The organism is Enterovibrio calviensis DSM 14347 (assembly GCF_000621165.1).
GTDB lineage: Bacteria > Pseudomonadota > Gammaproteobacteria > Enterobacterales > Vibrionaceae > Enterovibrio > Enterovibrio calviensis.
This window is the reverse complement of the sequence record NZ_KK211219.1, coordinates 171,606-193,732: the sequence shown is the minus strand read 5'-3', so window position 1 is coordinate 193,732 and position 22,127 is coordinate 171,606. Positions and strand designations below refer to the sequence as shown.

The following is a 22,127-nucleotide window of genomic DNA, read 5'->3' as shown; positions in this document are numbered from 1 at the left end:
TCATGGGAGCCTGTCATATACAAACCCGCTTAATGTGTCTTGATGACCTCAGCAAGCGTCTCGGGAGTCACGTTTGCAACTACTTCAGCGGTGCCAATAGATGTTGGCAGCACGAAGCGAAGTTGCCCTGAAAGCACTTTTTTGTCGCGTTTCATGTGCTTAATAAAGGCATCATAGTCCATGCTTGCAGGTGCTTTCACGGGGAGATTCGATTTTTCGAGCAAGGAAGTGATACGGCTAACATCTTCTTGCGAAAGCAATTGCTGATATTGGGCTGTTTTGGCAGCCATCACAGTACCCGCGGAAACCGCTTCACCATGCAGCCAATTACCGTAGCCCATTTCCGCTTCAATCGCATGACCAAATGTATGACCAAGATTGAGCAGAGCACGAACACCAGACTCTTTTTCATCTTCGGCAACGACATCTGCTTTGATTTGACAACAGCGCTTGATGGCATGCACCAAAGCTGAGGAGTCTAGTTGGTTCAGCGCTGCATAGTTGTCATCCAACCACGTGAAAAATGCGCTGTCAGCAATAATGCCGTATTTGATCACTTCAGCCATACCTGCTGCAAACTCACGGGCAGGTAAGGTTTTCATTACATCAATATCAATCACGACCGCTTTAGGTTGGTAAAACGCGCCGATCATGTTTTTTCCGAGGGGATGGTTTACCGCGGTCTTCCCCCCCACAGAGGAGTCCACTTGTGACAACAAAGTCGTAGGCACTTGGATAAAGTCCACACCACGTTGATAACAAGCAGCCGCAAACCCCACAAGATCACCAATCACACCACCACCAAGGGCAACAATCAACACGTCGCGAGCATAGTTGCCCTCAAGTAAAAACGTATTGATGGTGTTAAACGTGTCGAGTGTTTTGTATTGCTCACCATCAGGGAGGGTAAGCAAAGCTGGTTTACCACCAGCTTTTTCCAAGGTATTCAGGAGACGATCCGCATACAGCGGAGCAATGGTATCGTTTGTGATAACCACCACTTGACGGTCTTTAGCATCAGAAAAGAAGGTGGGATCGGAAAGCAATCCTTCACCAATCGATATGGGGTAGCTTCTGTCGCCTAGATTTACGTCGATCCTTTCCATGGAATACCTTATTCGTGCTTAGTGATTTTCCAATAGTTCGATGATTTGATTTGCCACAACCTTGGCACTTTGATCATCAGTACGAACTACGTAATCAGCAATTTCTTCGTAAAGAGGGTTACGCTCTTGTGCCAACGCTTCCAGCACTTCACGAGGCTGATCGGTTTGCAACAATGGACGCTTTTTGTCACGTTGAGTACGTGCCAACTGCTTTTCGATAGTGGTTTCTAGATACACAACAATGCCACGTGCGGATAGACGGTTACGGCTCTCTTTACTCAAGATTGAACCACCACCGGTCGCCAGTACGATACCTTGCTTTTCAGTCAGGTCGTTAATGACGTTCTCTTCGCGAACACGGAATCCCTCTTCACCTTCAACATCAAACACCCATGCGATATCAGCACCAGTGCGCTCTTCAATCACGGTGTCCGAGTCAAAAAATTCCATGTGTAGTTGTTGTGCTAGGTGTCGACCAATTGTGCTTTTGCCAGCCCCCATTGGACCTACAAGAAAGATATTTCGTTTTTCAGCCATTTTAAGCAATATACGCGCGGTTAATGAAAACAACACCGCCCGCAGGCTCGCTACTTGAAAGCCCGAGGCGCCAAATTCCTCACAGATAATTCGTGATCAGACCAAAAATTATCTCAGGTCAACTAGCCCTTTGGCAACTTAAAATAGCCTTTATGGCAGTTTAAATTTACGGGCACGGCATGTTTATCAAGGAAACAGGCTGAAACAAGCACTTGGTGCTTACTTCAGCCTGTGTAGGATGTTTGTTACGACAAGTATCTATAACACAATGAGTTAAATCACTTTATTGTGTCATGATTCGTGGTGTAACAAAGATAAGAAGCTCTCGTTTGCCCATGGTTTCATAATTTCGGCGAAACAATTGACCAATCCCAGGAATGTCGCCAAGCAATGGAATTTTGTCGACACCTACCATCATTTCATGTTGATAAATGCCACCTAGCACGACGGTTTCGCCGTCATTCACCAAGACTTGGGTGCCAATACGCTGAGTATTGATCGCCATCGCTTCGCCAGTACCAGCTTTTACTGTTCCTGCTGGCTTGTCTTGAGTCACCTGCAAGTCCAACACCAGTTTGTTATCTGGCGTGATCTGTGGTGTCACGGAAAGACTCAATACGGCCTTCTTAAACGACACCGCCGCAGCACCACTGGATGATGCTTCCAGGTATGGTAATTCAGTACCTTGCTCAATGTAGGCCGCACGTTTGTTAGTGGTCAGTAGGCGCGGAGATGAAATGATTTCAGCGCGCGATTCAGCTTGAAGCGCTGACAGTTCAAGATCCAACAGTAAGTCTTTACCGAGGTTCGCCACTTGAAACGCGATGCTTGCTGCATTTGGGCTGACCGCTCCCAAGTTCACGTTGAGAAAATCATCAATATTATTTTGATTGGTGGAGTTAGAGCCGTCCGTAATAAAGTCGCCGCTATCTCGATCAGAAATAAATTGGTTGTCCCACCCTACATTGCTCTCAATCGAGCCACCCGTTGTGAAGCTACCATTGGTGTTCGCGATACCCCAACGCACACCTATTTCTTCAAGTGTACCTTCATCAACGGTTACTATACGTGCTTCAATTTCTACTTGTTCGACAGGGATATCCAGTGACGCAATCAGTGATTTCACCACATCAATATTGTCCGCCAAATCTCTGATCACCAATGCATTGGTACGAGAGTCAACCGCAATACTGCCGCGCTCAGTCAGCAGACTGATGCCTTCATCTTCGCCACCATCAAGCATGTCTTTCAGATCAACTGCATTGGCATATTTGATGTGCAGTACTTCTGAGCGCAGCGATGCTAGCTCTCTCTCATTGCGTCGTTTCTCAAGCACCAATCGCTCTTGTTCATCTAACTCAGCTTTTGGAGCAACCAACAAGATATTGCCCATCTGACGCTTATCTAGCCCTTTGACATTCAAGATGGTATCGAGCGCTTTTTGCCACGGCACATCATCGAGTCTCAAGGTTAACGTGCCGTTGACCGAATCCGATACAACGAGGTTAAATCCGTTGTGCTCTGCCACCATCTGCAAGACAGAACGCACTGAGATGTCTTGGAAATTAATTGAGATGTTGGCGTTCTTCTTCGCTTTTTTATCTTTGTTTGATTGGCTCTTCGGCAAAGATGAAAAGGGGAAAACCTCCACGGTTAAGACATTGTCGGTTTGATAATAGTCGTAGCCGAAGTAGCCAGCAGTTTTCAACGTCACTTGGGTGTCATCATCGACCGCTTGAACATCGAGAGACTCAACAGTGGTGTCAATCTGGTCGAGACTTCGCGAACCAATCATGTTGTCTTCAACCTGTGTTGCTTTAGCGCTAATGATCAGCGCTTTGTCTTCTTTGCCAAAATTCGTCACCACGGATTTATCGGCAAAAGTTAGGACAATAAGCGTTTTGCCGTTTTCTCCTTTTGAAAAATCGACGTTTTGTAGCACATTACTTGCGGACACCAGCGGTGACGCAAGCAAACATATCGCAGCGAGAACCCAATACATTCCGCTGCGTATTTTGCCTTGGCATCCTTCCCTCAGGCTTTTCATTATTTACCCTTATTTGTTGTTATTTAGTGCCAATCTGACGTTACGTACCTGCCAACAGCCAAGGCCGTCTGGCAAGTGTTCAGTAATAGAAAGCGTGTGTTGACTAATGCTATCGACGCGACCACGGTTGTTTCCCATCATGCGCCCTAGCCCTACTCGGTGAATGGTGCTGTCCGGTGCCTCAACCAAAGCCCAATAACTGCCAGGTAAGCCAATGACCCCTTTAAAATCTAACGACGCGAGTTCATATCCTTCCAACGTGTCTCTGCTTGGTAAATCATTAGGCTGCCAGCAATCACCTTTTGCCAACGTGTCTTCTTGCTCCGCCACCGGCAAAACAAATGGATCGGTATCAACCGCAGGGCTAAATGGCAATGCCGCATAAATTGGCTCTGGCGGCAGCGGCGTTGCAGTCACTTCTGCGGCGGAGTAAGTCTGCACGATAAAACGTTCTAGCTCTTGCGAGGCATCGTTTTTCTCACAGCCTGTCAGCACGGCGAGAGCAATCAGTGCAAAGGGATATTTCATTGCGCCACTCCCTTATTCGCGTTTTCATATCGATAGGTATGCGCCGTGACGGTAAATCTCAGATTATCTTGCTTGCCTTCACTTGATATAGAGAAGTCTTGAAGCGCGACAATCCGCGGCAATCGCGCTAACGCTGCAGAGAATTGGCCAACATTTCGATAGTCGCCCTTCAATTCGATCTCTAGCGGAATTTGATACAGCCAACCCATGCGTTTGCCACCACGCCAATTAAGACGTTCAAAGCTCAAGCCATATTGCAGACCTGTATCATTAATTCCCGCAAGCAAAAGAGCGAGTTCATCTTCGGCTGGAAGCTGCTGTGTTAAACGCGCATAGTAGCGTTGTAACTCAACCATTTGCTCTTCCACATCCGGCAATGCCGCTACTTGTTCGGCTTTGATTCGAAACTGAGTTCGAAGCAGCGTTTCCTCTTGTTTTGCCATGTCAATATCGTCTTGCACCGGCAACACAACAAAAAACATCGCCGCCCCTAGCAACGCTAAGGCCATAACGCCAAGCAACAGATTTTGCGCCACTGCGGGCCATTCGGGGATTTCATCGATATCCCAATCACGCCAATCAGCGGCCATCCGTGTTCTCCTTAGGTAAGTTAGGGATCACGTAACCCACCAACTCAAAGGTTGCCTTAAATCGCTTTTCAACAAAGGTTGCTCGTGATGAATCACTAATTATGGAATGAATTTGAACCTGATTAGCGGCTGGATCGGCCTCTAGTAACGCTAGCAGCGTCGCCAATTGCGCATTTGAGCGGCTTCGTCCTTCAATATTCACTTTCCCCGACGTCATAGAGACCTTGTCGAGCACCACACCATCGGGGGTGATTTGAGGTAAAAGGTTAAACAGCAATGTCGCGTTATTTCGCTGTTTTTGTAGCGCATTCACTAGCGTTAAGCGCCGTTGTAACGTGTCTCGCTCAACTTCTCGTTTAGCAAACGCACGTAAGGTTGTATTCAAACTGTCTATCTCAGTTTGCAAGCGTGCATTGCGGGCCTCTTGTGCCTCAAGTTGTTGGCTCATCATCCAGCGCCCCAAACCAGTGAGTGCAATCAGCAAAATGAGTAACATCGCCACTTTTTGAAAAAACTGCCGACGTATAGCCTGTCTATTAATCTCTCGCCACGGAAGAAGGTTAATACTGACCATCATTGGTTCACTCCTCGCAAGGCGAGACCAATCGCTGTAGACCATGCGCTCACAGGCTCATTGAGTGTTTCAATGAGATCCGGCGAATACGTCAAGCCACGCAGTGGGTTTAAGGCTTGTGTTGGCCAAGATAAGAGAGATTCAAGCTGCAAGATATCGACATGCTTTGCACACTCGCCCGACAGCCAAACGTGCGAGACTTCAGCGCCAGAAAGCTGGGTTGCCGCGAGTTGATAATGACGCTTAATGATATCGGCGAGTTGCTCGGTATACATATGTCGATCTGTCGAAGGCTGGCTGGATTGAGTCAACATAGGCGCTGGCAGTTCACGATAGAACGGGCCTGATTGCTCTCCACCCATACAAATCTGTAATCGCTCAAGGCCAACATCCACCAATAACCCTATCCCAGGCACAAGCTGAATGTCTGATTGCTCTCGATATAAGCGCGTCAACGCCTGAGTATGAAGCTCGATCACAGACAACGAGAACCCAGCCTGAGCCAGTCCCGCTAAGGTGTCATTCAACATGGATTTTCGACAGGCATACACTTCCGTTGCGCTTTTGTCGGCCAGTGTATGGTAATCATAAAGAAGCTCGTCAAATGGCAACCCTAGGCTTTCAGAGAGCTGCAAGCCTACTTGAACAAACTGCTCATGTTCAGGAGCGTCTTTTAGTACAGGGAATCGCTTCACAGCAATGCTACTTTGCGGCACACCCATGATCTGATGTTTTGGCCAGTGCCATGGCAGTGAGCACGCCTTAGCAATACGTTTTTTTACACTTTTTAATACGGAATCGAGGGTGTCTGCGTCATAAGGAGCAACCAGCAACGTTTTCAACGTGACCGATTGATTACCTTGCTGAAGTAAAGCCGCTCGCACTGTGTTTGTGCCAATATCAATGCCTACCGTCGTTGTTACACCAAACATTTACCGTGCTACCTTCTTAAAAGTCAGCATCAAGTAACTTTTTTGAAAGTTCTCTTTGCAGATCCGTTATTTTTTGTTCAGTTGTCTTTATACTACCCACATTAATCAATCAGACGGCTCGACAAAAAACGTGACGGGAAATATCAAGTGAAGTTCATTAAGCGACTGCTCATACTTGCAATAGTTTGCATATTACTTGGAGTGGGTACAATTTTTGGGTTTTATGTTTACGTAAAACCTGAATTGCCAGACGTTGCCACTCTAAAAGATGTGGAGCTGCAAACGCCGATGCAGGTATTCAGCTCAGATGGCAAACTGATCTCCCAATTTGGCGAGAAACGTCGCATTCCGGTCACCTATGATCAGCTGCCTCAAGACTTAATTGATGCATTAATCGCAACCGAAGATAGTCGTTTTTACGAACATCCAGGGATCGACCCCATCGGGATCACCCGAGCTGCCATCGTGGTTGCGATGTCCGGTTCGGCAAAACAAGGTGCGAGTACCATCACTCAGCAGCTAGCGCGTAACTTCTTCTTGTCCAACGAGAAGAAAATCATGCGTAAAATTAAAGAGATTTTCATTGCCATTCACATTGAGCAACTGCTAACCAAAGAAGAAATCATGGCGCTGTACGCCAACAAGATTTTCTTAGGTTATCGCTCATACGGATTTGGCGCTGCCGCACGCGTTTACTTTGGTAAAGATTTGAACGATCTAACACTCAGTGAACTCGCGACGTTAGCGGGCATGCCAAAAGCCCCGTCAACCATGAACCCTATTTACTCCATCGAACGCGCAACCAATCGCAGAAATGTGGTTCTCAAACGCATGTTGGATGAGGGCTATGTCACGCGTTCAGAATACGAACAAGCACGCAACGAGCCTCTCGTTGCTCGCTATCACGGTGCCGAAATTGAATTGAACGCCCCTTACGTGGCGGAATTGGCGCGTGCTTGGGCTGTCGAAAAATACGGGGAAGGTGTTTACGAGTCAGGCATGAAGGTTTACACCACCGTCGACTCTCGCCTTCAAGAGTCTGCGCAACATGCCACTGTCAGCAACTTACTCGCCTATGACCAACGTCATGGTTACCGTGGTGCAGTGGCCACTCTTTGGTCCGACAATGCGCAGCCTTGGAGCAGCGAAGAAATCATTGCTCACCTAAGAAAACAACCGAGCTATGGCGACCTAAAGCCAGCGGTGGTTACCAAGGTTGAAGACAAAACCGCAAACGTTGAGCTTCAAGGTGGTGAAACTGTCACGCTACCTTGGGATGGCATGAAGTGGGCACGTCGCTACATTACCGACAACCGCCAAGGCTCTGCGCCAAAGCAAACAGCAGATATCTTGAGTGTCGGTGAGCAAATATGGGTACAAAGTATCGATGACGCTTGGCATTTGAGCCAAGTGCCGGACGCCAACACCGCCATGGTTGCTATCTCTCCTGAAAATGGCGCAGTCAAAGCGTTAGTGGGCGGATTTAACTTTGTGCACAGCAAGTTCAATCGAGCGACGCAATCAATCCGTCAGGTCGGGTCGAGCATCAAACCGTTCATCTATTCAGCTGCGCTGGATCAAGGCATGACTTTAGCTACCTTGGTGAATGACGCACCAATCAACCGCTGGGATTCGAGCCAAGGTGTTGCATGGCGACCAAAGAACTCGCCACCCACTTACGATGGACCAACGCGCTCTCGCATTGGTCTGGCGCAATCCAAAAACGTCATGGCTGTGCGCGTGCTTCGTCGTGTTGGCCTCGATGAAACCATCGACTTCCTCACTCGCTTTGGATTTAAGCGCGGCGATCTTCCTCGTGCAGAAGCGTTGGCATTGGGCGCAGGCAGCTTAACGCCAATGGAGATGGCCCAAGGTTTTGGTGTGTTTGCCAATGGGGGTTACTACCTCAAGCCGTTTTACATTGTCAAAGTCGAAGATGCATTTGGTGAATTAGAATACACAGCAACACCTCAGACTATCTGTCGTGAGAGCTGTGAATCGCAACAAGCCAACAAACGTGACTCCGACAATTTGCTAGAAGAAGAGAACCTGCTCGAGCAAACCGCTGACATGGTGAATGAACCAGAATATGCGCCGAAAGTGCTGAGCGAACAAAATGCATTCTTAGTCAGAGAGATGCTGGAAGCCAACATTTGGGGTGGCGGTGATTGGCGTCAAGGTACAGGTTGGAATGGCACAGGCTGGCGAGCGCAGAAGCCGCTAAACCGACGTGATATCGGCGGTAAAACCGGTACGACCAATGACTCTAAAGATGCTTGGTACACAGGTTTCGCTCCGGGCTTAGTCGCCACAGTATGGGTAGGTTTTGATGACCACTCTCGTAACCTTGGCCGTACGTCACGCAATGCCAACTTGGACAACACCCAAACGTCTGGCGCGGAAGCTGGCGCAAAAACGTCTCAACCTGCATGGATAGACTTTATGGTTGATGCCTTGGTGGATGTCCCTGCCCAACGTAAAGTGCTGCCGTCTAACATCGTTAAAGTACGCATCGACCGCGATACTGGCCTGCTTACGCGTAAAAACGATGCCAGTGCAATGTTTGAGTACTTTGAGAAAGGCAGCGAACCGACAGAATACGTCTCCGCCGCGGCCTCTAACGGCGGCAACATCTACGAATCCGATGGTGAAGAGCTTTTCTAACACGTAAGTGATGACGTTAGATACCCAATGCAACTCACATAATATAAAGGCGCCCCCGCGGGCGCCTTTATTGTTTGAACTTAGTTGCGTGAAACTGTTGCTTGAACCTGGTTGCTTTAAGTTAGCTGTTTCAACTGGCTATTCGCGAAACGTATTCACATTCTAAGCCGTTAACCGAATGCGTTAGTTTTTCACTGGATGACAAACGTCTTTCAGTGCAGAAGCAATGATGACGGCAAGCTTTTCATAGCGCGCTCGCAGCGGCGATCCAGGACGGTAATCAAGCGTTACCAATCGTTGTGGCTCTGGGTCAACAGCATTGATGTACACCACTCCGTCTCGACGCATGCTCTTAGGCACTGACAGTTTTGGCAACAAAGTTATGCCCGTTTCCGCCGCAACCATATTGCGCAGGGTTTCTAAGCTCGTCGCTCTAAAACGTGTATCTTCTTTTGCACCTGCCGCGAAGCAAAATCCCATCGCCTGATCACGCAGACAATGACCGTCAGCCAGCATCAATAGATTTTCCCCGTGTAACTCAGGCATGCCAATTTCTGTTTCATTCGCCCAGCGGTGACTTTCAGGCACAGCCAACAGCATAGGCTCAAGATAAAGCGGGATCTCTTTGAAATGCTCCGTCTCTTTCACTGATGCCACAATGATGCAATCGAGTTTACCTTCATCAAGCTGTTGAACCAGCTGATGAGTTTGCGCTTCATGCAGGAACAGCTCTAACTCAGGAAATGCCTGCTTAATCGCGGGGACAATATGCGGCAAGAGGTAAGGGCCAATGGTGGGAATGAACCCAACATGCAACGGACCGGACATCTCCTCCCCTTGCTGGCTGGCCATTTCTTCCAGCACTTTCACTTCCATGAGCACCTTCTGCGCTTGACGAACCAGTTGCATCCCCGCATCCGTGAAAAGGACCTTACGACTGGTGCGCTCAAGCAATACCACGCCAAGCTCATCTTCGAGTTTGCGTATCTGCCCACTCAACGTTGGCTGACTCACAAAGCAAGCTTCAGCAGCCTTACGAAAATGCTGATGCTCTGACAATGCCACCAGGTATTCGAGGTCTCGAATATTCACTTCACACACCTTTTGATAGATTTCACTTATTAAAATGATAAACCTAATCAATTAGAACTATCTACCCTTATCGACGTAATATAAACACATCAACCGGGAACACCGGACTAAAGAACTGAAAAACAAAATTTATTTTAAGGGGTACACCATGGAACTAATTAATAAAGAAGGTCAAAATATCCCAAACGTTACTTTCCCAACTCGCCAAGGCGATGCATGGGTTAACGTAACAACGGATGAACTGTTTGCAGGTAAAACAGTCGTGGTCTTCAGCCTACCAGGCGCATTTACACCAACGTGTTCATCAACTCACTTGCCACGCTATAACGAGCTGCACTCAGTATTCAAAGAGCACGGCGTTGATGACATTCTGTGTGTATCAGTGAATGACACCTTCGTGATGAACGCTTGGAAAGCGGATCAAGAAGCAGAAAACATTACTTTCATCCCAGACGGCAACGCAGAATTCACTCGCGGCATGGGTATGGCAGTAGCGAAAGATGATATCGGATTTGGCGAGCGCTCATGGCGTTACAGCATGCTGGTGAAAGACGGCGTAGTAGAGAAAATGTTCATCGAGCCAAACGAGCCAGGTGACCCATTCAAAGTCTCTGATGCTGACACTATGCTAGGCCACATTGCTCCAAATCATAAGCTGCAAGAATCAATTACGGTATTCAGCAAACCAGGTTGTCCGTTCTGTGCGAAAGCAAAACAACAACTGATCGATAACAAGCTACAGTTCGAAGAAATTGTACTGGGTCAAGATGCCACCACCGTCAGCCTTCGTGCTATCAGCGGCCGCGCAACGGTACCGCAAGTCTTCATCGGCGGTAAGCACATTGGTGGTAGTGAAGAGCTTGAAGCGTACTTCGCTTAATCTCAACACTTAACCATCTTGAGGGCAGCATTGGCTGCCCTCTCTATATCCGAAGCCCAATACACGAACTCGATTTATCGCGCCGTCTGGACGTCGTTTCATCTGGAGAAGAATAATGAAAACCTTGAATGTTGATGTAGCAGTTATTGGCGGTGGTACCGCAGGACTAGGCGCTTACCGCGCTGCAAAAGCACACACTGACAACGTCGTCATGATTGAAGGTGGCCCTTACGGCACCACATGTGCTCGCGTTGGCTGTATGCCATCAAAACTGCTCATCGCCGCTGCTGAAGCTGTTCACAATATCGAGAAAGCACCGGGGTTCGGTGTGTATCCTCAAGGTGAAATCAAGATCGACGGTCGCGAAGTCATGGACCGCGTTAAACGTGAACGTGACCGCTTTGTAGGCTTCGTTCTAGAAGGTGTCGATGAAATCCCTGCCGACGATAAAATCGCAGGCTACGCCAAGTTCATTGATAACAACACACTCATGGTTGATGACCACACTCGCATCGAAGCTAAACGCGTGGTCATCGCGACAGGCTCTCGTCCAACGTGGCCTGCCCCATGGAACGATCTTGGTGACCGTTTGATCATCAATGATGACGTATTCGATTGGGATGACTTACCGGAGTCTGTGGCAGTCTTTGGCCCTGGCGTGATTGGTTTGGAGATAGGCCAAGCCCTACATCGTCTTGGTGTGAAGGTGAAAGTATTTGGTGTCGGTGGTCAGGTTGGCCCGCTGACTGACCCAACGGTGATGGCGTATGCAGACAAAGCCTTCAATGAAGAGTTTTATCTCGATGCCGATGCCAAGGTTGAAGAGATGGTGCGTGAAGGTGAAAAAGTCCACATCCGCTATCTCGACAAACAAGGCGAGCAGCAACACATGGAAGTTGACTATGTGTTAGCAGCAACAGGTCGTCGCCCGAATGTCGACAAGCTCGATGTCGAAAACACCGGTATGGAACTTGATGCTCGCGGTGTTCCTATCGCGGATCACTACACCATGCAAACCAGCGTGCCTTCAATTTTCATTGCTGGTGATGCAAGCAATCAGCTTCCGCTGCTGCACGAAGCCGCAGACCAAGGCCGAATTGCAGGTGATAACGCAGGACGTTCACCAGACATTCGAGCGGGACTGCGCCGCAGTAAGATTTCCGCCGTGTTCTCAGATCCACAAATCGCAATGGTCGGTGAAACATACAAAGAAATCACCACGCGTTTAGGAACCTGCGGCTGTTTTGAAACCGGTACAGTGTCTTTCGAAGGGCAAGGTCGTTCACGAGTCATGCTAAGAAACAAAGGCGTGCTTAACGTGTATGGCGAGCAAGGAACAGGGCGTTTCCTTGGCGCTGAAATGATGGGTCCGAACGCAGAACACTTGGCTCACTTGCTTGCTTGGGCACACCAAAACCAAATGACCATTTCGCAAATGCTAGATATGCCTTTCTACCACCCAGTGATTGAAGAAGGCGTGCGTACGGCACTGCGTGACTTAAATGCAAAACTGCACCTTGGCCCTGAAATGGTTAAACACTGTCTGGACTGCGGTCCTGGCTGTTAAGTTTCCCCTAAAGTGCGTAAATGCACGTTCACACCAACCCTTTCTTAATTAGATTGGGTTTGTGATTTGCCCTTCTTTACGGAGGGCTTTTTTGTTTGTACGCTTCAAGCATCTAACCCCTAACCGACTGAATTCATGAGCTGCCGATTTTGTCAGGATGCATCACTTTCACTGCGCGCCAAACTGGGGCGCTGCAAGCGCTGCATGATCCAACTTGCTGTAATGAATTTAGTGCTTTGGCCCATTTGGCTAATATGGTTTAGCGACACGCCTAAATCCATTGAGTCGATCACCCTATTATTTGCCGCTGGAGCCAGTGCCATCTTGCTCTCATTGCACCTGATCCTCATGCCTTTTCGCAAAGGTGAACCCGACACTAAATAGCGAAATAGCGAAATAAAAAACACAAAAAAACCGGCCTCAGCCGGTTTTTTAAATCTTATGACCCGTTCTTACTTTACGTTCTTACTTTACGTTCGCACTGTCAGCTCGCACTATGCCACATTGGCTTTGGCGATAAGACGGTCTTGGTCGAAAGTAAACTCGAGCGCAACTTCATCACATGCGTGCAAGCGAGGACAACGTTCACAATCTTTCATCACCTTCTCAGGCAACAAGGATTTTGATGTTGGGATAAAGCCCTGCCCCATGAAAAACTCTGGAACACGTGTCAGCACAAACACTTTCTTTATAGCCATGCTCTTCGCTTTTTTCAGCAAATGTTGAACGATGGCGCTGCCTTGGCCTTGGTTCTGCCAACCCGCTTCCACGCCCAAAGAGCGCACTTCAGCAAGGCCAGAGTCATAGACATAAAGCGACGCACAACCCGTTACTTCCCCTTGGTGCTCTGCCACAGAGAAAGAGCCAATATCGCGTACTAACTCATTACGTTCACGCGGCAAGTTCTCACCGAGACCTGCCCAGTACACCACCATACCTTCGATCGCATCAAGGTCAGTCAACCTTGCTCCGCGTACCTTCACGCGCGGTGAATAGCGCTTATCAAGACGTTTCTCAGCTTGGCTGATCGCATACTCAACTTGCGTCGGTGCAACGCCGCCTAAGGCACTGCGTTTTTCTAGGCAAGATTCGATGGTCAGAATGGGGTAAACATCTTCGTCAATAACCGTGGAGAATTGCTTCATCTCTTCGAGACTCAACTCTTCCAATGCGCAGCCTTTCTCAATGGCCGCCACCACAGCAACACCCACGATATGGTGCGCCTCACGGAAAGGAATACCTTTAGCAACCAAGTAGTCAGCAAGTTCTGTGGCGTTGGAGTAACCTTGCATGGCCGCTTCCAACGTACGCTCTTTGTTGATTTTGATGCCATCAAAACACAAAGCTGCCATTTCGATGCAGTCGAACCACGTGTCCAGCGCGTCAAATAAGCCTTCTTTATCTTCCTGCATGTCCTTGTTGTAAGCCAACGGCAACGCTTTTACCGTCATCATCATGGCTGACATTGCGCCGTACACACGACCTGTCTTACCACGAATCAGCTCAAGGGCATCGGGGTTTTTCTTTTGTGGCATCAGGGATGAACCTGAAGTGACTGTATCAGCCAACTCAATGAAGTTAGATTCACCGGAGTTATAGAAAATCAGGTCTTCCGCCATACGCGACAAGTGAAGCATAGAAACGGTCGCCACGGACATCAGTTCCATCACGTGGTCACGGTCAGACACGGAATCTAAGCTATTGCGGGTTGCGCGACGAAAGCCCAGGCTGTGTGCCAGCGCTTCACGGTCAATAGGGTAAGCCGTTCCCGCTAAGGCACCTGAACCCAATGGGCAGGTATCGAGGCGGTTGAGGGCATCGCTCAAACGAGAGTAATCGCGCTCAAACATTTCTACATAGGCTAGACACCAATGCGCAAACGTCACCGGTTGGGCGCGTTGCAAGTGTGTATAACCGGGTAATACCGTGCTTTGATTGACTGCTGCTACCTGAACCATTTGGTTTTGTAGCTTATCAAGAGCAAGGAGAAGCTGCTGACCTTGCTGACGACACCATAGCTTAAGATCGGTGGCCACCTGATCGTTACGCGAACGACCCGTGTGCAGCTTTTTACCCAAGTCGCCGACTTTGGCAATCAACTGCTGCTCGACCCAGCTATGAATATCTTCGGCATCAGAGCGCAGGATCTGTTCTGGATCTTCCATCACAGCCAGCTTGATTTCGTTGAGCGCTAGCTCTAAACGCTGTTGCTCCTGCTCTGTCAGAACACCGACAGAGCGCAACGCTTTAGACCAAGCGATAGAACCCACGATGTCCTGCTCTGCGAGGCGATAGTCAAAACGCAACGAATCATTAAACTGCTTAAAACGTGTGTCGGCTGCCTGACTAAACCTTCCGCCCCATAACGCCATAGTTACTTCTCCTTAAACTCTTTATTGCTTCCAGCTATCTATTTTTGTTTTTTTTCGTTTAGCGCACGGATACGGCTTGATAGAGAGTAGAGACGGATGAAGCCACCAGCATGGCTGTGATCGTAAACATCATCTTCACCAAACGTCGCAAATTCTTCTGAATACAAGCTATTGATCGAGCGCTTTTGCACTACTGTAGCCTGTCCTTTGTACAGTTTCACCACAACTTCGCCTGTTACAGGTTCTGCCAGCTTATCTGATGCTGCCAAAATCGACTCACAAAGTGGTGTAAACCAACGACCATCATAAATCAGGTGAGACGCTTTCAAGCCCAACTCTTCACGGAACTCGAAGCAATCTTTGTCCAGTACCAGTTGCTCAACACCACGCAGTGCTTCCATCATGATGGTGCCACCCGGCGTTTCATAACAACCGCGAGACTTCATGCCCACCAAACGGTTTTCAACGATATCGATACGGCCTACACCGTGGCGAGCGCCTTTTTCGTTCAAGGTTGTCAGCACTTGGTATGGCGACATGGCTTGGCCATCAACCGCAACCACTTCACCTTTCTCGACGAGCAGAGAAACGGTTTCGGCTTGGTCTGGTGCTTGCTCTGGATCAACTGTCCATACCCAACAAAGATCATTTGGCTGGTTCCACGTATCTTCTAGTACGCCACCTTCTGTCGAGATGTGCCATGCGTTTGCATCACGGCTATAGATTTTTTCAAGACTCGCGGTACAAGGGATATTGCGCTCTGCAAGGTAATCCAGCAGCGCTTCACGGCTACGCAGATCCCATTCACGCCAAGGCGCAATCACTTTCAGGTGCGGTGCTAGTGCTGCAAAAGCACTTTCAAAACGAACCTGATCGTTACCTTTACCCGTACAACCATGACACAGTGCATCCGCACCCACTTCCAATGCGCACTCAACTTGCGCTTTTGCAATGATTGGACGCGCCATTGACGTACCTAGCAGGTATTTACCTTCGTACACTGCACCCGTTTTCAAACTTGGGTAGATGTAGTCAGCAACCATTTCTTCTTTCAGGTCAGCGATGTAACACGCTGATGCACCTGACGCGATTGCTTTCTCTTCGATGCCAACCAGCTCTTCTTCACCCTGGCCTACATCCGCAACAAACGCGATAACTTCACAGTCATAGTTTTCTTTCAACCATGGAATGATCGCCGACGTGTCGAGACCGCCAGAATACGCAAGTACAACCTTCTTAATAGTGCTCATAGTAACTTCTCCTTGTTACCGCTCTGACGGTCAGTACAGGCGGTGAATGACATTAGTAAATTATAAATTCAGTTAAACAGTGAAACGGGTACCGATATTGCCGCCGCTGAACAAGTCAGCCAACTTTTCGGGATAACGCCAGCTCGCCACTTCAATTGGACGACCCAACGCCGTTGCCGCTTCAAACGCCGCTTTCACTTTGACTATCATGCCGTCAGTGATCACGCCGCTTTCAATCAATTCATCCGCCAATTTTGCATCCAGTGCAGGCATTAGCTTGCCTTTACCATTTAGCACACCGCTCACGTCCGAAAGCAGTACCAATTCAGCATCGAGTGCCGCAGCCACGGCAACTGCCGCTTGATCGGCATTCACATTCATCAACTCACCCTCGGCATCAATACCGATTGAGCTAATGATAGGCACACAACCTGTCGCCAAAATGGCTTGTAACAGCGCAGAGTCACCGGGCGCAGCTTTTCCAACATGGCCCAACTCTGGGTCCATTTGCGTCATTTGGCACAAGCCACCATCGGCCAAACTCAAGCCGACAGAATTAATGCCGCTTCTTACCGCTTGTCCTTGCAGCAACTTGTTCGCTGTACCCGCAAGCGCACCTGCGACCACATTGATTTGGTCGCTCGGCGTCACACGTAAGCCTTGTTTCTTCTCGACCTTTAGGTTCAATGCCTTCATCAGGTCATCGACTAGATAACCACCACCGTGAACAATCACGATGTCACGATGGGCCGATGCTTTATAAGCTGCAATCGCGTCGAACAGTTTCTCTAATGTTTCAGCACAAGACAGTGCTGCACCACCTAATTTCACGACAAGAGGACGTAAACTCATTGTGAATCTCCTACACAATCGCCGTTAAAGGCGCAAAACCAAAACGAATGTTTATGCACTGCATGGCTTGGCTTGCCGCGCCTTTTAGCAAGTTATCAATGGCAGAAGTCAGGATCACATGCTGACCATTCACCGACCAGCCAATGTCACAAAAGCCCGTATTTTGGACCGATTGCAGCTTGGCACTTTGGTTGGCTCCCAATGGGCGCACCAATGGCATATCTTGATAAGCTGACTCGAGTGCTGAAGACACTGCGGATTCTGTCACACCATCGGCAAGCTTTGCTGTCATGGTTGCGAGAATTCCGCGTTTGAAATTGCCAAGATGCGGCGTGAAGATAACATCACAACCAAGATGGGTTGAGATTTCAGGCTGGTGACGGTGACTGAATATACCGTAAGCATGAAGGCTGACTTCGCAAAAGCTGTTCGCCATGGATGCTTTACGTCCTGCGCCCGATGCACCGCTCACGGCGTTGATAACTGGCCACTGTTCTAAGTTCAACAGCCCATTATCAATCAAAGGTTTAAGTGCAAGTTGCGCGGCGGTAGGGTAACACCCAGGCACCGCAACTAAATCTGCGTTCGCAATCGCTTCGTGGTTCCACTCGGCTAAACCATAAACCGCTTTATCTAGCCAATCAGAGTGTTGATGTTCGAACCCATAAAAGGTTGTGTAAAAGCTGTCTGATTGAACACGAAACGCCCCAGATAAATCGAAAACCCTACATCCTTGCGCAAGAAAGGCAGGTGCAATGTCATGGCTCACTTCATGCGCGGTTGCCAACAACACCACATCCGCGGTTTTCGCCACACTGTCGACATCGCTTAGCGGCGACAAAGGCATATCAATCAAGCCTTTTAATGTACCGTGAAGGTCGCTGATTGGCTTGCCGGCATCTGCACTGTTTTCAGACACATAGAGGCCGTTCAATTCAAGTTGAGGGTGTAGGTGAACCATTTTGGTTAGCTCGGCACCGGTATAACCGCTGGCACCGACGATCACTGTCTTTAACATAAAAATCCGTTTAACTGTCTAGTCATGACTGATGAAACAATCAGCTCGCTCAGCTGTGGGAGGGGCACACGCGCCCAACGTCTTTAATTAACGTCGGCGTCGTCGCTGGAGAAGGGGGGTTGAGAACTTATCCATTTCGTATCGTACCTTTCGCTACATCCAATGAGCTTTATAATTGTTTATTCATTTAAAATGAATTTATATGTGCTTTTTAGCGTGATAAGTGACTAATGTCAACAGTATACATAAAATAAAAGCACCAAGTTTATTAGTCGCTCGCACATACGCGATGAGCCCTTCATTCAATGTAATTTTGTTACACATGCCCGCACACCCCATGAGCAAAGGGGTGTGAAGGAAAAAGTATCAATTTCGATACGTATAAGATTGACCTTAGGGGCACTCATTGGCTAGATTGAGCCATTAAGATTGCAATTTGGATGTAACAAAGTTACGAAATGGATGACTTATGAATGACAAGTATGACGCGTTAAAAAGCAACGTCAGCATGCTAGGACACTTGTTGGGTAACACCATCAAGGGTGCGCATGGTGATGAATTGTTGGCCAAGGTAGAAGAGATTCGCAAGCTCTCAAAATCTGCATCCGCAGGCAATAAAGATGACCACGCCAAGCTCATTGACGTACTTCAAAGTCTGCCTAACGACCAATTGCTGCCAGTCGCGCGAGCGTTTAGCCAGTTCCTTAACCTCACCAATATCGCTGAACAATATCACTCTATCTCTCGCAATTGCGAAGAGCTGATCTGCAGCCCAGATGCATTAGACGACCTCTTTCAACGCCTTAAAGGCAATGATGTCTCCAGCAACGATGCCGAAAAAGCCGTTGATGATCTGAAGATAGAGCTGGTCTTGACCGCGCACCCGACTGAAATCGCACGTCGCACCACAATTCATAAGCTCGTTCAAATCAACAAATGCTTATCGCAGCTAGAGCTGAACGATCTGTCCAGCACTGAGCGTGGTAAAGCCGAGTTACGTTTAGAACAATTGATTGCACAAGCATGGCATTCAGACGTTATCCGCCAGCAACGCCCTACACCGCTAGACGAAGCGAAATGGGGCTATGCGGTCATCGAGAACAGCTTGTGGCAAGCAGTTCCTGAATTCTTACGCCAGTTTGATCAGAAACTCAAAGGTCATCTCGGCAAGCGCCTACCTGTTGATGCTGCGCCAATTCAAATCTCAAGCTGGATGGGTGGAGACCGTGACGGCAACCCATTCGTAACAGCAGAAGTGACACACGAAGTCCTGTTGCTTTCACGCTGGAAAGCCGCCGACCTTTATCTTGGTGATATTCAAGAACTGGTCAGCGAGCTGTCGATGACGCGTTGTAACGATGTTGTTCGCGCCATGGCGGGCGATGAGCACGAACCGTACCGTGCGATTTTGAAATCTCTTCGTAAAACACTCACCAATACGCTCGATTACCTTGATGCAAAGATCAAAGGTCAGCACATTGATGAGAAAGATATCCTGACTCATGTCGATCAGCTGTGGACCCCACTACATGCGTGCTACCAATCGCTGCACGATTGCGGCATGGGCATCATTGCTGACGGCTTGCTGCTCGACACCTTGCGTCGTATTCGCTGCTTCGGCGTCAACCTCATCAAGCTCGACATTCGCCAAGAAAGCACCCGTCATGCCGATGCTTTGTCTGAAATCACTCGTTGCCTTGGCATGGGTGACTACAGCCAATGGAGTGAGCAAGACAAACAAGCGTTCTTGATCCGTGAATTGAGCTCCAAGCGCCCTCTCCTGCCTCGTGATTGGGAGCCGTCTGATGATGTTCAAGAAGTACTGGATACTTGCCGAATCGTCGCACAGCAGCCACGAGAAGCATTAGGTGCTTACGTTATCTCCATGGCGCGTACGGCTTCTGATGTACTCGCCGTTCACCTACTTCTTAAAGAAGCAGGTTGTCCGTTTAGAATGGACGTGTGCCCGCTGTTCGAAACCCTCGAAGATTTGAACAACGCTGAATTGGTGATCAGCCAGCTGCTGAATATCGATTGGTATCGCGGCTTCATCCAAAACTTCCAGATGGTCATGATTGGCTATTCCGACTCAGCCAAAGATGCAGGTGTCATGGCGGCGGGTTGGGCACAATACAAGGCGATGGAATCACTCGTCACCCTGTGTGAAAAATCCGGCGTAGACTTGGTCTTGTTCCACGGTCGTGGCGGCTCGATTGGTCGTGGCGGTGCACCTGCACACGCAGCCCTACTTTCTCAGCCACCACGCAGCCTAAAAGGCGGCTTACGTGTGACAGAGCAAGGTGAGATGATCCGCTTCAAGCTCGGTCTACCAGACGTCGCAACCAACAGCCTTAACCTTTACGCCAGCGCTATCCTAGAAGCGAATTTGCTACCACCACCAGAGCCGAAACAAGAGTGGCGTGATCTGATGGAGGCATTGAGTGATGTGTCTTGCGAAGCGTACCGCGATGTGGTGCGTGGCAGTAAAGATTTCGTCCCATACTTCCGCTCGACCACACCTGAATTAGAGCTTGGCAAATTGCCACTGGGTTCACGACCTGCCAAACGTAACCCGAATGGCGGCGTAGAAAGCCTACGAGCGATTCCATGGATCTTTGCATGGAGCCAGAACCGTTTGCTACTTCCAGCTTGGTTGGGTGCGGGACAAGCAATTCAATACTCCATCGACAATGGTCACTTGAAGCAGTTGGAAGAGATGTGTCGTGAATGGCCGTTTTTCTCTACCCGCCTCGGCATGCTAGAAATGGTGTTCACCAAGACCAGTCCGTCGATTTCTCAATACTATGATGAGAAGTTGGTTGATGAAGCGCTTTGGCCTCTGGGTGAACAACTTCGTGCCCGTCTGGCACAAGACATCAAAGCCGTACTAATGGTCGAGAACAGTGATCACCTCATGGAGCAAAACCCATGGGGTGCAGAAGCCATCCGCTTGCGTAATATCTACGTTGAGCCGCTTAACATGCTTCAAGCGGAACTGCTCAGTCGAACACGCGCCTGTGACGATGAAAGCGTCGAGCTTGATGAAGCTTTGATGGTGACCATCGCGGGTATCGCTGCAGGTATGCGCAACACCGGATAAGTGAGAAAGCGAATCAAAAATAAGAAAGGCTGCCAAGTTGCAGCCTTTTTCTTTTTCTAAAAGTCATTTTCGATTGTCGTCGGATTGATAATGTTATTAATATGTTTCGGTGAATGTGACGAGGATAACTAGCACTCTGAGCACGACACAACACCGACGTAAAATTAACCGTTTTAATGCCTTGATCTATTGCCTTTTTTACCTCGTAACTTTAGGGGCACTTATGTTGGCTTGGTGATAGACGAGACCATTACTAACGAATCGATCCACCCGTGTTGCGGAAATAAAAATTCGCCATAGAGCGACATCCCAGGGCTAAGGATCGCCTTTTATGATTTTGGATAGAAGAGATGTCATTACCGCATGTAATTCTCACGGTGTTAAACCATCGTGACGCAACTGGTTACGATATAACCAAAGAGTTTTCTCACGCCATCGGCCACTTCTGGAAAGCCAGCCATCAGCAGGTTTACCGTGAACTCAACAAACTCGCCGATATGGGTGCAGTAAGTTGTCGGCTAGAACCACAAGATGGAAAACCAGATAGAAAAGTCTACACCATCACCGAGATTGGCAGACAAAGTCTCTATGAGTGGTTTTTGCTTCCTGCAAAACACCCGACTGATCGCGACGAAGTCTCCGCTAAGCTCCTCACCTGTAGCATCTTCGAACCGACACCCATGATTGAACACATGCATGCCTTGATTGATGAATCTCGTATGCAGCTCAGCCAATACCGTGATCTAGAACGTAGCAAGTATTCAGATTCATCCTTGCTGACGACAGAAAGCCGTTTGGAACGTTTAACATTGCGTCGCAATATTTTACGTAAAGAAGCATGGTTAACATGGGCAGATGAAGTGCTTCTTGAGCTATCAGCAATGGAAGTGGCAACATCGCATCAAAGAGCTGTTGCCTCTCGCTAAGTGAAGGGCTTTACGCTGCTGAAAGATAAAAGCCGTCGCAGTTGCGACGGCTTTTGTTTGTTCTTCTTAGCGACACTAGGCTCGCCGCACCA

At 48.6% G+C, this 22,127-nt stretch carries 18 protein-coding genes; 6 read left to right on the top strand and 12 right to left on the bottom strand.

Annotated features, from left to right (window positions below; all coding sequences use genetic code 11):
* Positions 1-29 precede the first annotated feature (29 nt).
* The 7 genes from aroB to pilM all read right to left on the bottom strand — a co-directional run bounded on the left by aroB (position 30) and on the right by pilM (position 6,314).
* Positions 30-1,106 (bottom strand): 3-dehydroquinate synthase, encoded by a 1,077-nt coding sequence (gene aroB / locus Q365_RS0124830; protein ID WP_028025903.1) that lies wholly within the window; start codon positions 1,104-1,106, stop codon positions 30-32.
* Between the two features lie 18 nt (positions 1,107-1,124).
* Positions 1,125-1,643 (bottom strand): shikimate kinase AroK, encoded by a 519-nt coding sequence (gene aroK, locus Q365_RS0124825; RefSeq protein WP_028025902.1) that lies wholly within the window; start codon positions 1,641-1,643, stop codon positions 1,125-1,127.
* Positions 1,644-1,926: 283 nt separating this feature from the next.
* Positions 1,927-3,645, bottom strand: a complete 1,719-nt coding sequence (locus Q365_RS0124820) for a type IV pilus secretin PilQ (protein WP_035025783.1) — start codon at positions 3,643-3,645, stop codon at positions 1,927-1,929.
* Positions 3,646-3,699: 54 nt separating this feature from the next.
* On the bottom strand, positions 3,700-4,218 hold the full coding sequence (locus Q365_RS0124815) for a pilus assembly protein PilP (RefSeq protein WP_028025900.1): 519 nt from the start codon (positions 4,216-4,218) through the stop codon (positions 3,700-3,702).
* The gene (locus Q365_RS0124810) at positions 4,215-4,808 is read right to left on the bottom strand and encodes a type IV pilus inner membrane component PilO (protein ID WP_028025899.1); all 594 of its coding nucleotides are present in this window, start codon (positions 4,806-4,808) and stop codon (positions 4,215-4,217) included. The genes Q365_RS0124815 and Q365_RS0124810 overlap by 4 nt, the downstream gene beginning before the upstream one ends.
* A complete protein-coding gene (locus Q365_RS0124805) occupies positions 4,798-5,385 on the bottom strand; it encodes a PilN domain-containing protein (RefSeq protein WP_028025898.1) in 588 nt (195 codons plus the stop codon). Before Q365_RS0124805 ends, Q365_RS0124810 begins: the two co-directional genes overlap by 11 nt.
* Positions 5,382-6,314 carry a type IV pilus biogenesis protein PilM gene (gene pilM, locus Q365_RS0124800; RefSeq protein ID WP_028025897.1) on the bottom strand — a complete coding sequence of 311 codons (933 nt, stop codon included), beginning with the start codon at positions 6,312-6,314 and terminating at the stop codon, positions 5,382-5,384. The genes Q365_RS0124805 and pilM overlap by 4 nt, the downstream gene beginning before the upstream one ends.
* Before the next feature lie 147 nt (positions 6,315-6,461).
* On the opposite strand from pilM, the gene Q365_RS0124795 reads away from it, so the two are divergent.
* A complete protein-coding gene (locus Q365_RS0124795; RefSeq protein ID WP_028025896.1) occupies positions 6,462-8,978 on the top strand; it encodes a penicillin-binding protein 1A in 2,517 nt (838 codons plus the stop codon).
* Between the two features lie 183 nt (positions 8,979-9,161).
* Here the strand turns inward: Q365_RS0124795 and oxyR are convergent, their stop codons facing one another.
* Entirely contained in the window at positions 9,162-10,070 is a 909-nt protein-coding gene (gene oxyR / locus Q365_RS0124790; RefSeq protein ID WP_028025895.1) for a DNA-binding transcriptional regulator OxyR, read from the bottom strand.
* 148 nt (positions 10,071-10,218) lie between these two features.
* Between oxyR and Q365_RS0124785 the strand changes: the two genes are divergently transcribed.
* The 3 genes from Q365_RS0124785 to Q365_RS26575 all read left to right on the top strand — a co-directional run bounded on the left by Q365_RS0124785 (position 10,219) and on the right by Q365_RS26575 (position 12,901).
* Positions 10,219-10,950 carry a glutathione peroxidase gene (locus tag Q365_RS0124785; RefSeq protein WP_028025894.1) on the top strand — a complete coding sequence of 244 codons (732 nt, stop codon included), beginning with the start codon at positions 10,219-10,221 and terminating at the stop codon, positions 10,948-10,950.
* A gap of 115 nt (positions 10,951-11,065) precedes the next feature.
* The gene (locus tag Q365_RS0124780) at positions 11,066-12,517 is read left to right on the top strand and encodes a dihydrolipoyl dehydrogenase (RefSeq protein ID WP_028025893.1); all 1,452 of its coding nucleotides are present in this window, start codon (positions 11,066-11,068) and stop codon (positions 12,515-12,517) included.
* A 135-nt stretch (positions 12,518-12,652) separates the two neighbouring features.
* On the top strand, positions 12,653-12,901 hold the full coding sequence (locus Q365_RS26575; protein ID WP_081796394.1) for a DUF3624 domain-containing protein: 249 nt from the start codon (positions 12,653-12,655) through the stop codon (positions 12,899-12,901).
* A gap of 110 nt (positions 12,902-13,011) precedes the next feature.
* Here the strand turns inward: Q365_RS26575 and argH are convergent, their stop codons facing one another.
* The 4 genes from argH to argC all read right to left on the bottom strand — a co-directional run bounded on the left by argH (position 13,012) and on the right by argC (position 18,009).
* On the bottom strand, positions 13,012-14,889 hold the full coding sequence (argH, locus tag Q365_RS0124770; protein ID WP_028025892.1) for an argininosuccinate lyase: 1,878 nt from the start codon (positions 14,887-14,889) through the stop codon (positions 13,012-13,014).
* Between the two features lie 38 nt (positions 14,890-14,927).
* Complete coding sequence (locus Q365_RS0124765; protein ID WP_028025891.1) at positions 14,928-16,139, bottom strand: argininosuccinate synthase; 1,212 nt, start codon at positions 16,137-16,139, stop codon at positions 14,928-14,930.
* A 72-nt stretch (positions 16,140-16,211) separates the two neighbouring features.
* Positions 16,212-16,991 (bottom strand): acetylglutamate kinase, encoded by a 780-nt coding sequence (gene argB, locus Q365_RS0124760; protein ID WP_028025890.1) that lies wholly within the window; start codon positions 16,989-16,991, stop codon positions 16,212-16,214.
* Positions 16,992-17,001: 10 nt separating this feature from the next.
* A complete protein-coding gene (gene argC, locus Q365_RS0124755; protein ID WP_028025889.1) occupies positions 17,002-18,009 on the bottom strand; it encodes an N-acetyl-gamma-glutamyl-phosphate reductase in 1,008 nt (335 codons plus the stop codon).
* A gap of 469 nt (positions 18,010-18,478) precedes the next feature.
* Between argC and ppc the strand changes: the two genes are divergently transcribed.
* Positions 18,479-21,109, top strand: a complete 2,631-nt coding sequence (gene ppc / locus Q365_RS0124750; RefSeq protein ID WP_028025888.1) for a phosphoenolpyruvate carboxylase — start codon at positions 18,479-18,481, stop codon at positions 21,107-21,109.
* 350 nt (positions 21,110-21,459) lie between these two features.
* On the top strand, positions 21,460-22,035 hold the full coding sequence (locus tag Q365_RS0124745; protein WP_028025887.1) for a PadR family transcriptional regulator: 576 nt from the start codon (positions 21,460-21,462) through the stop codon (positions 22,033-22,035).
* Positions 22,036-22,127: the final 92 nt, after the last annotated feature.

Coding starts and splice junctions, on each gene's coding strand:
- Q365_RS0124780 (WP_028025893.1), top strand. CDS start 11,066: ATGAAAACCTTGAATGTTGATGTAGCAGTTATTGGCGGTGGTACCGCA.
- Q365_RS0124785 (WP_028025894.1), top strand. CDS start 10,219: ATGGAACTAATTAATAAAGAAGGTCAAAATATCCCAAACGTTACTTTC.
- Q365_RS0124745 (WP_028025887.1), top strand. CDS start 21,460: ATGTCATTACCGCATGTAATTCTCACGGTGTTAAACCATCGTGACGCA.
- aroB (WP_028025903.1), bottom strand. CDS start 1,106: ATGGAAAGGATCGACGTAAATCTAGGCGACAGAAGCTACCCCATATCG.
- aroK (WP_028025902.1), bottom strand. CDS start 1,643: ATGGCTGAAAAACGAAATATCTTTCTTGTAGGTCCAATGGGGGCTGGC.
- pilM (WP_028025897.1), bottom strand. CDS start 6,314: ATGTTTGGTGTAACAACGACGGTAGGCATTGATATTGGCACAAACACA.
- Q365_RS26575 (WP_081796394.1), top strand. CDS start 12,653: ATGAGCTGCCGATTTTGTCAGGATGCATCACTTTCACTGCGCGCCAAA.
- Q365_RS0124810 (WP_028025899.1), bottom strand. CDS start 4,808: ATGGCCGCTGATTGGCGTGATTGGGATATCGATGAAATCCCCGAATGG.
- ppc (WP_028025888.1), top strand. CDS start 18,479: ATGAATGACAAGTATGACGCGTTAAAAAGCAACGTCAGCATGCTAGGA.
- Q365_RS0124820 (WP_035025783.1), bottom strand. CDS start 3,645: ATGTATTGGGTTCTCGCTGCGATATGTTTGCTTGCGTCACCGCTGGTG.
- Q365_RS0124765 (WP_028025891.1), bottom strand. CDS start 16,139: ATGAGCACTATTAAGAAGGTTGTACTTGCGTATTCTGGCGGTCTCGAC.
- Q365_RS0124805 (WP_028025898.1), bottom strand. CDS start 5,385: ATGATGGTCAGTATTAACCTTCTTCCGTGGCGAGAGATTAATAGACAG.
- argB (WP_028025890.1), bottom strand. CDS start 16,991: ATGAGTTTACGTCCTCTTGTCGTGAAATTAGGTGGTGCAGCACTGTCT.
- argC (WP_028025889.1), bottom strand. CDS start 18,009: ATGTTAAAGACAGTGATCGTCGGTGCCAGCGGTTATACCGGTGCCGAG.
- Q365_RS0124815 (WP_028025900.1), bottom strand. CDS start 4,218: ATGAAATATCCCTTTGCACTGATTGCTCTCGCCGTGCTGACAGGCTGT.
- argH (WP_028025892.1), bottom strand. CDS start 14,889: ATGGCGTTATGGGGCGGAAGGTTTAGTCAGGCAGCCGACACACGTTTT.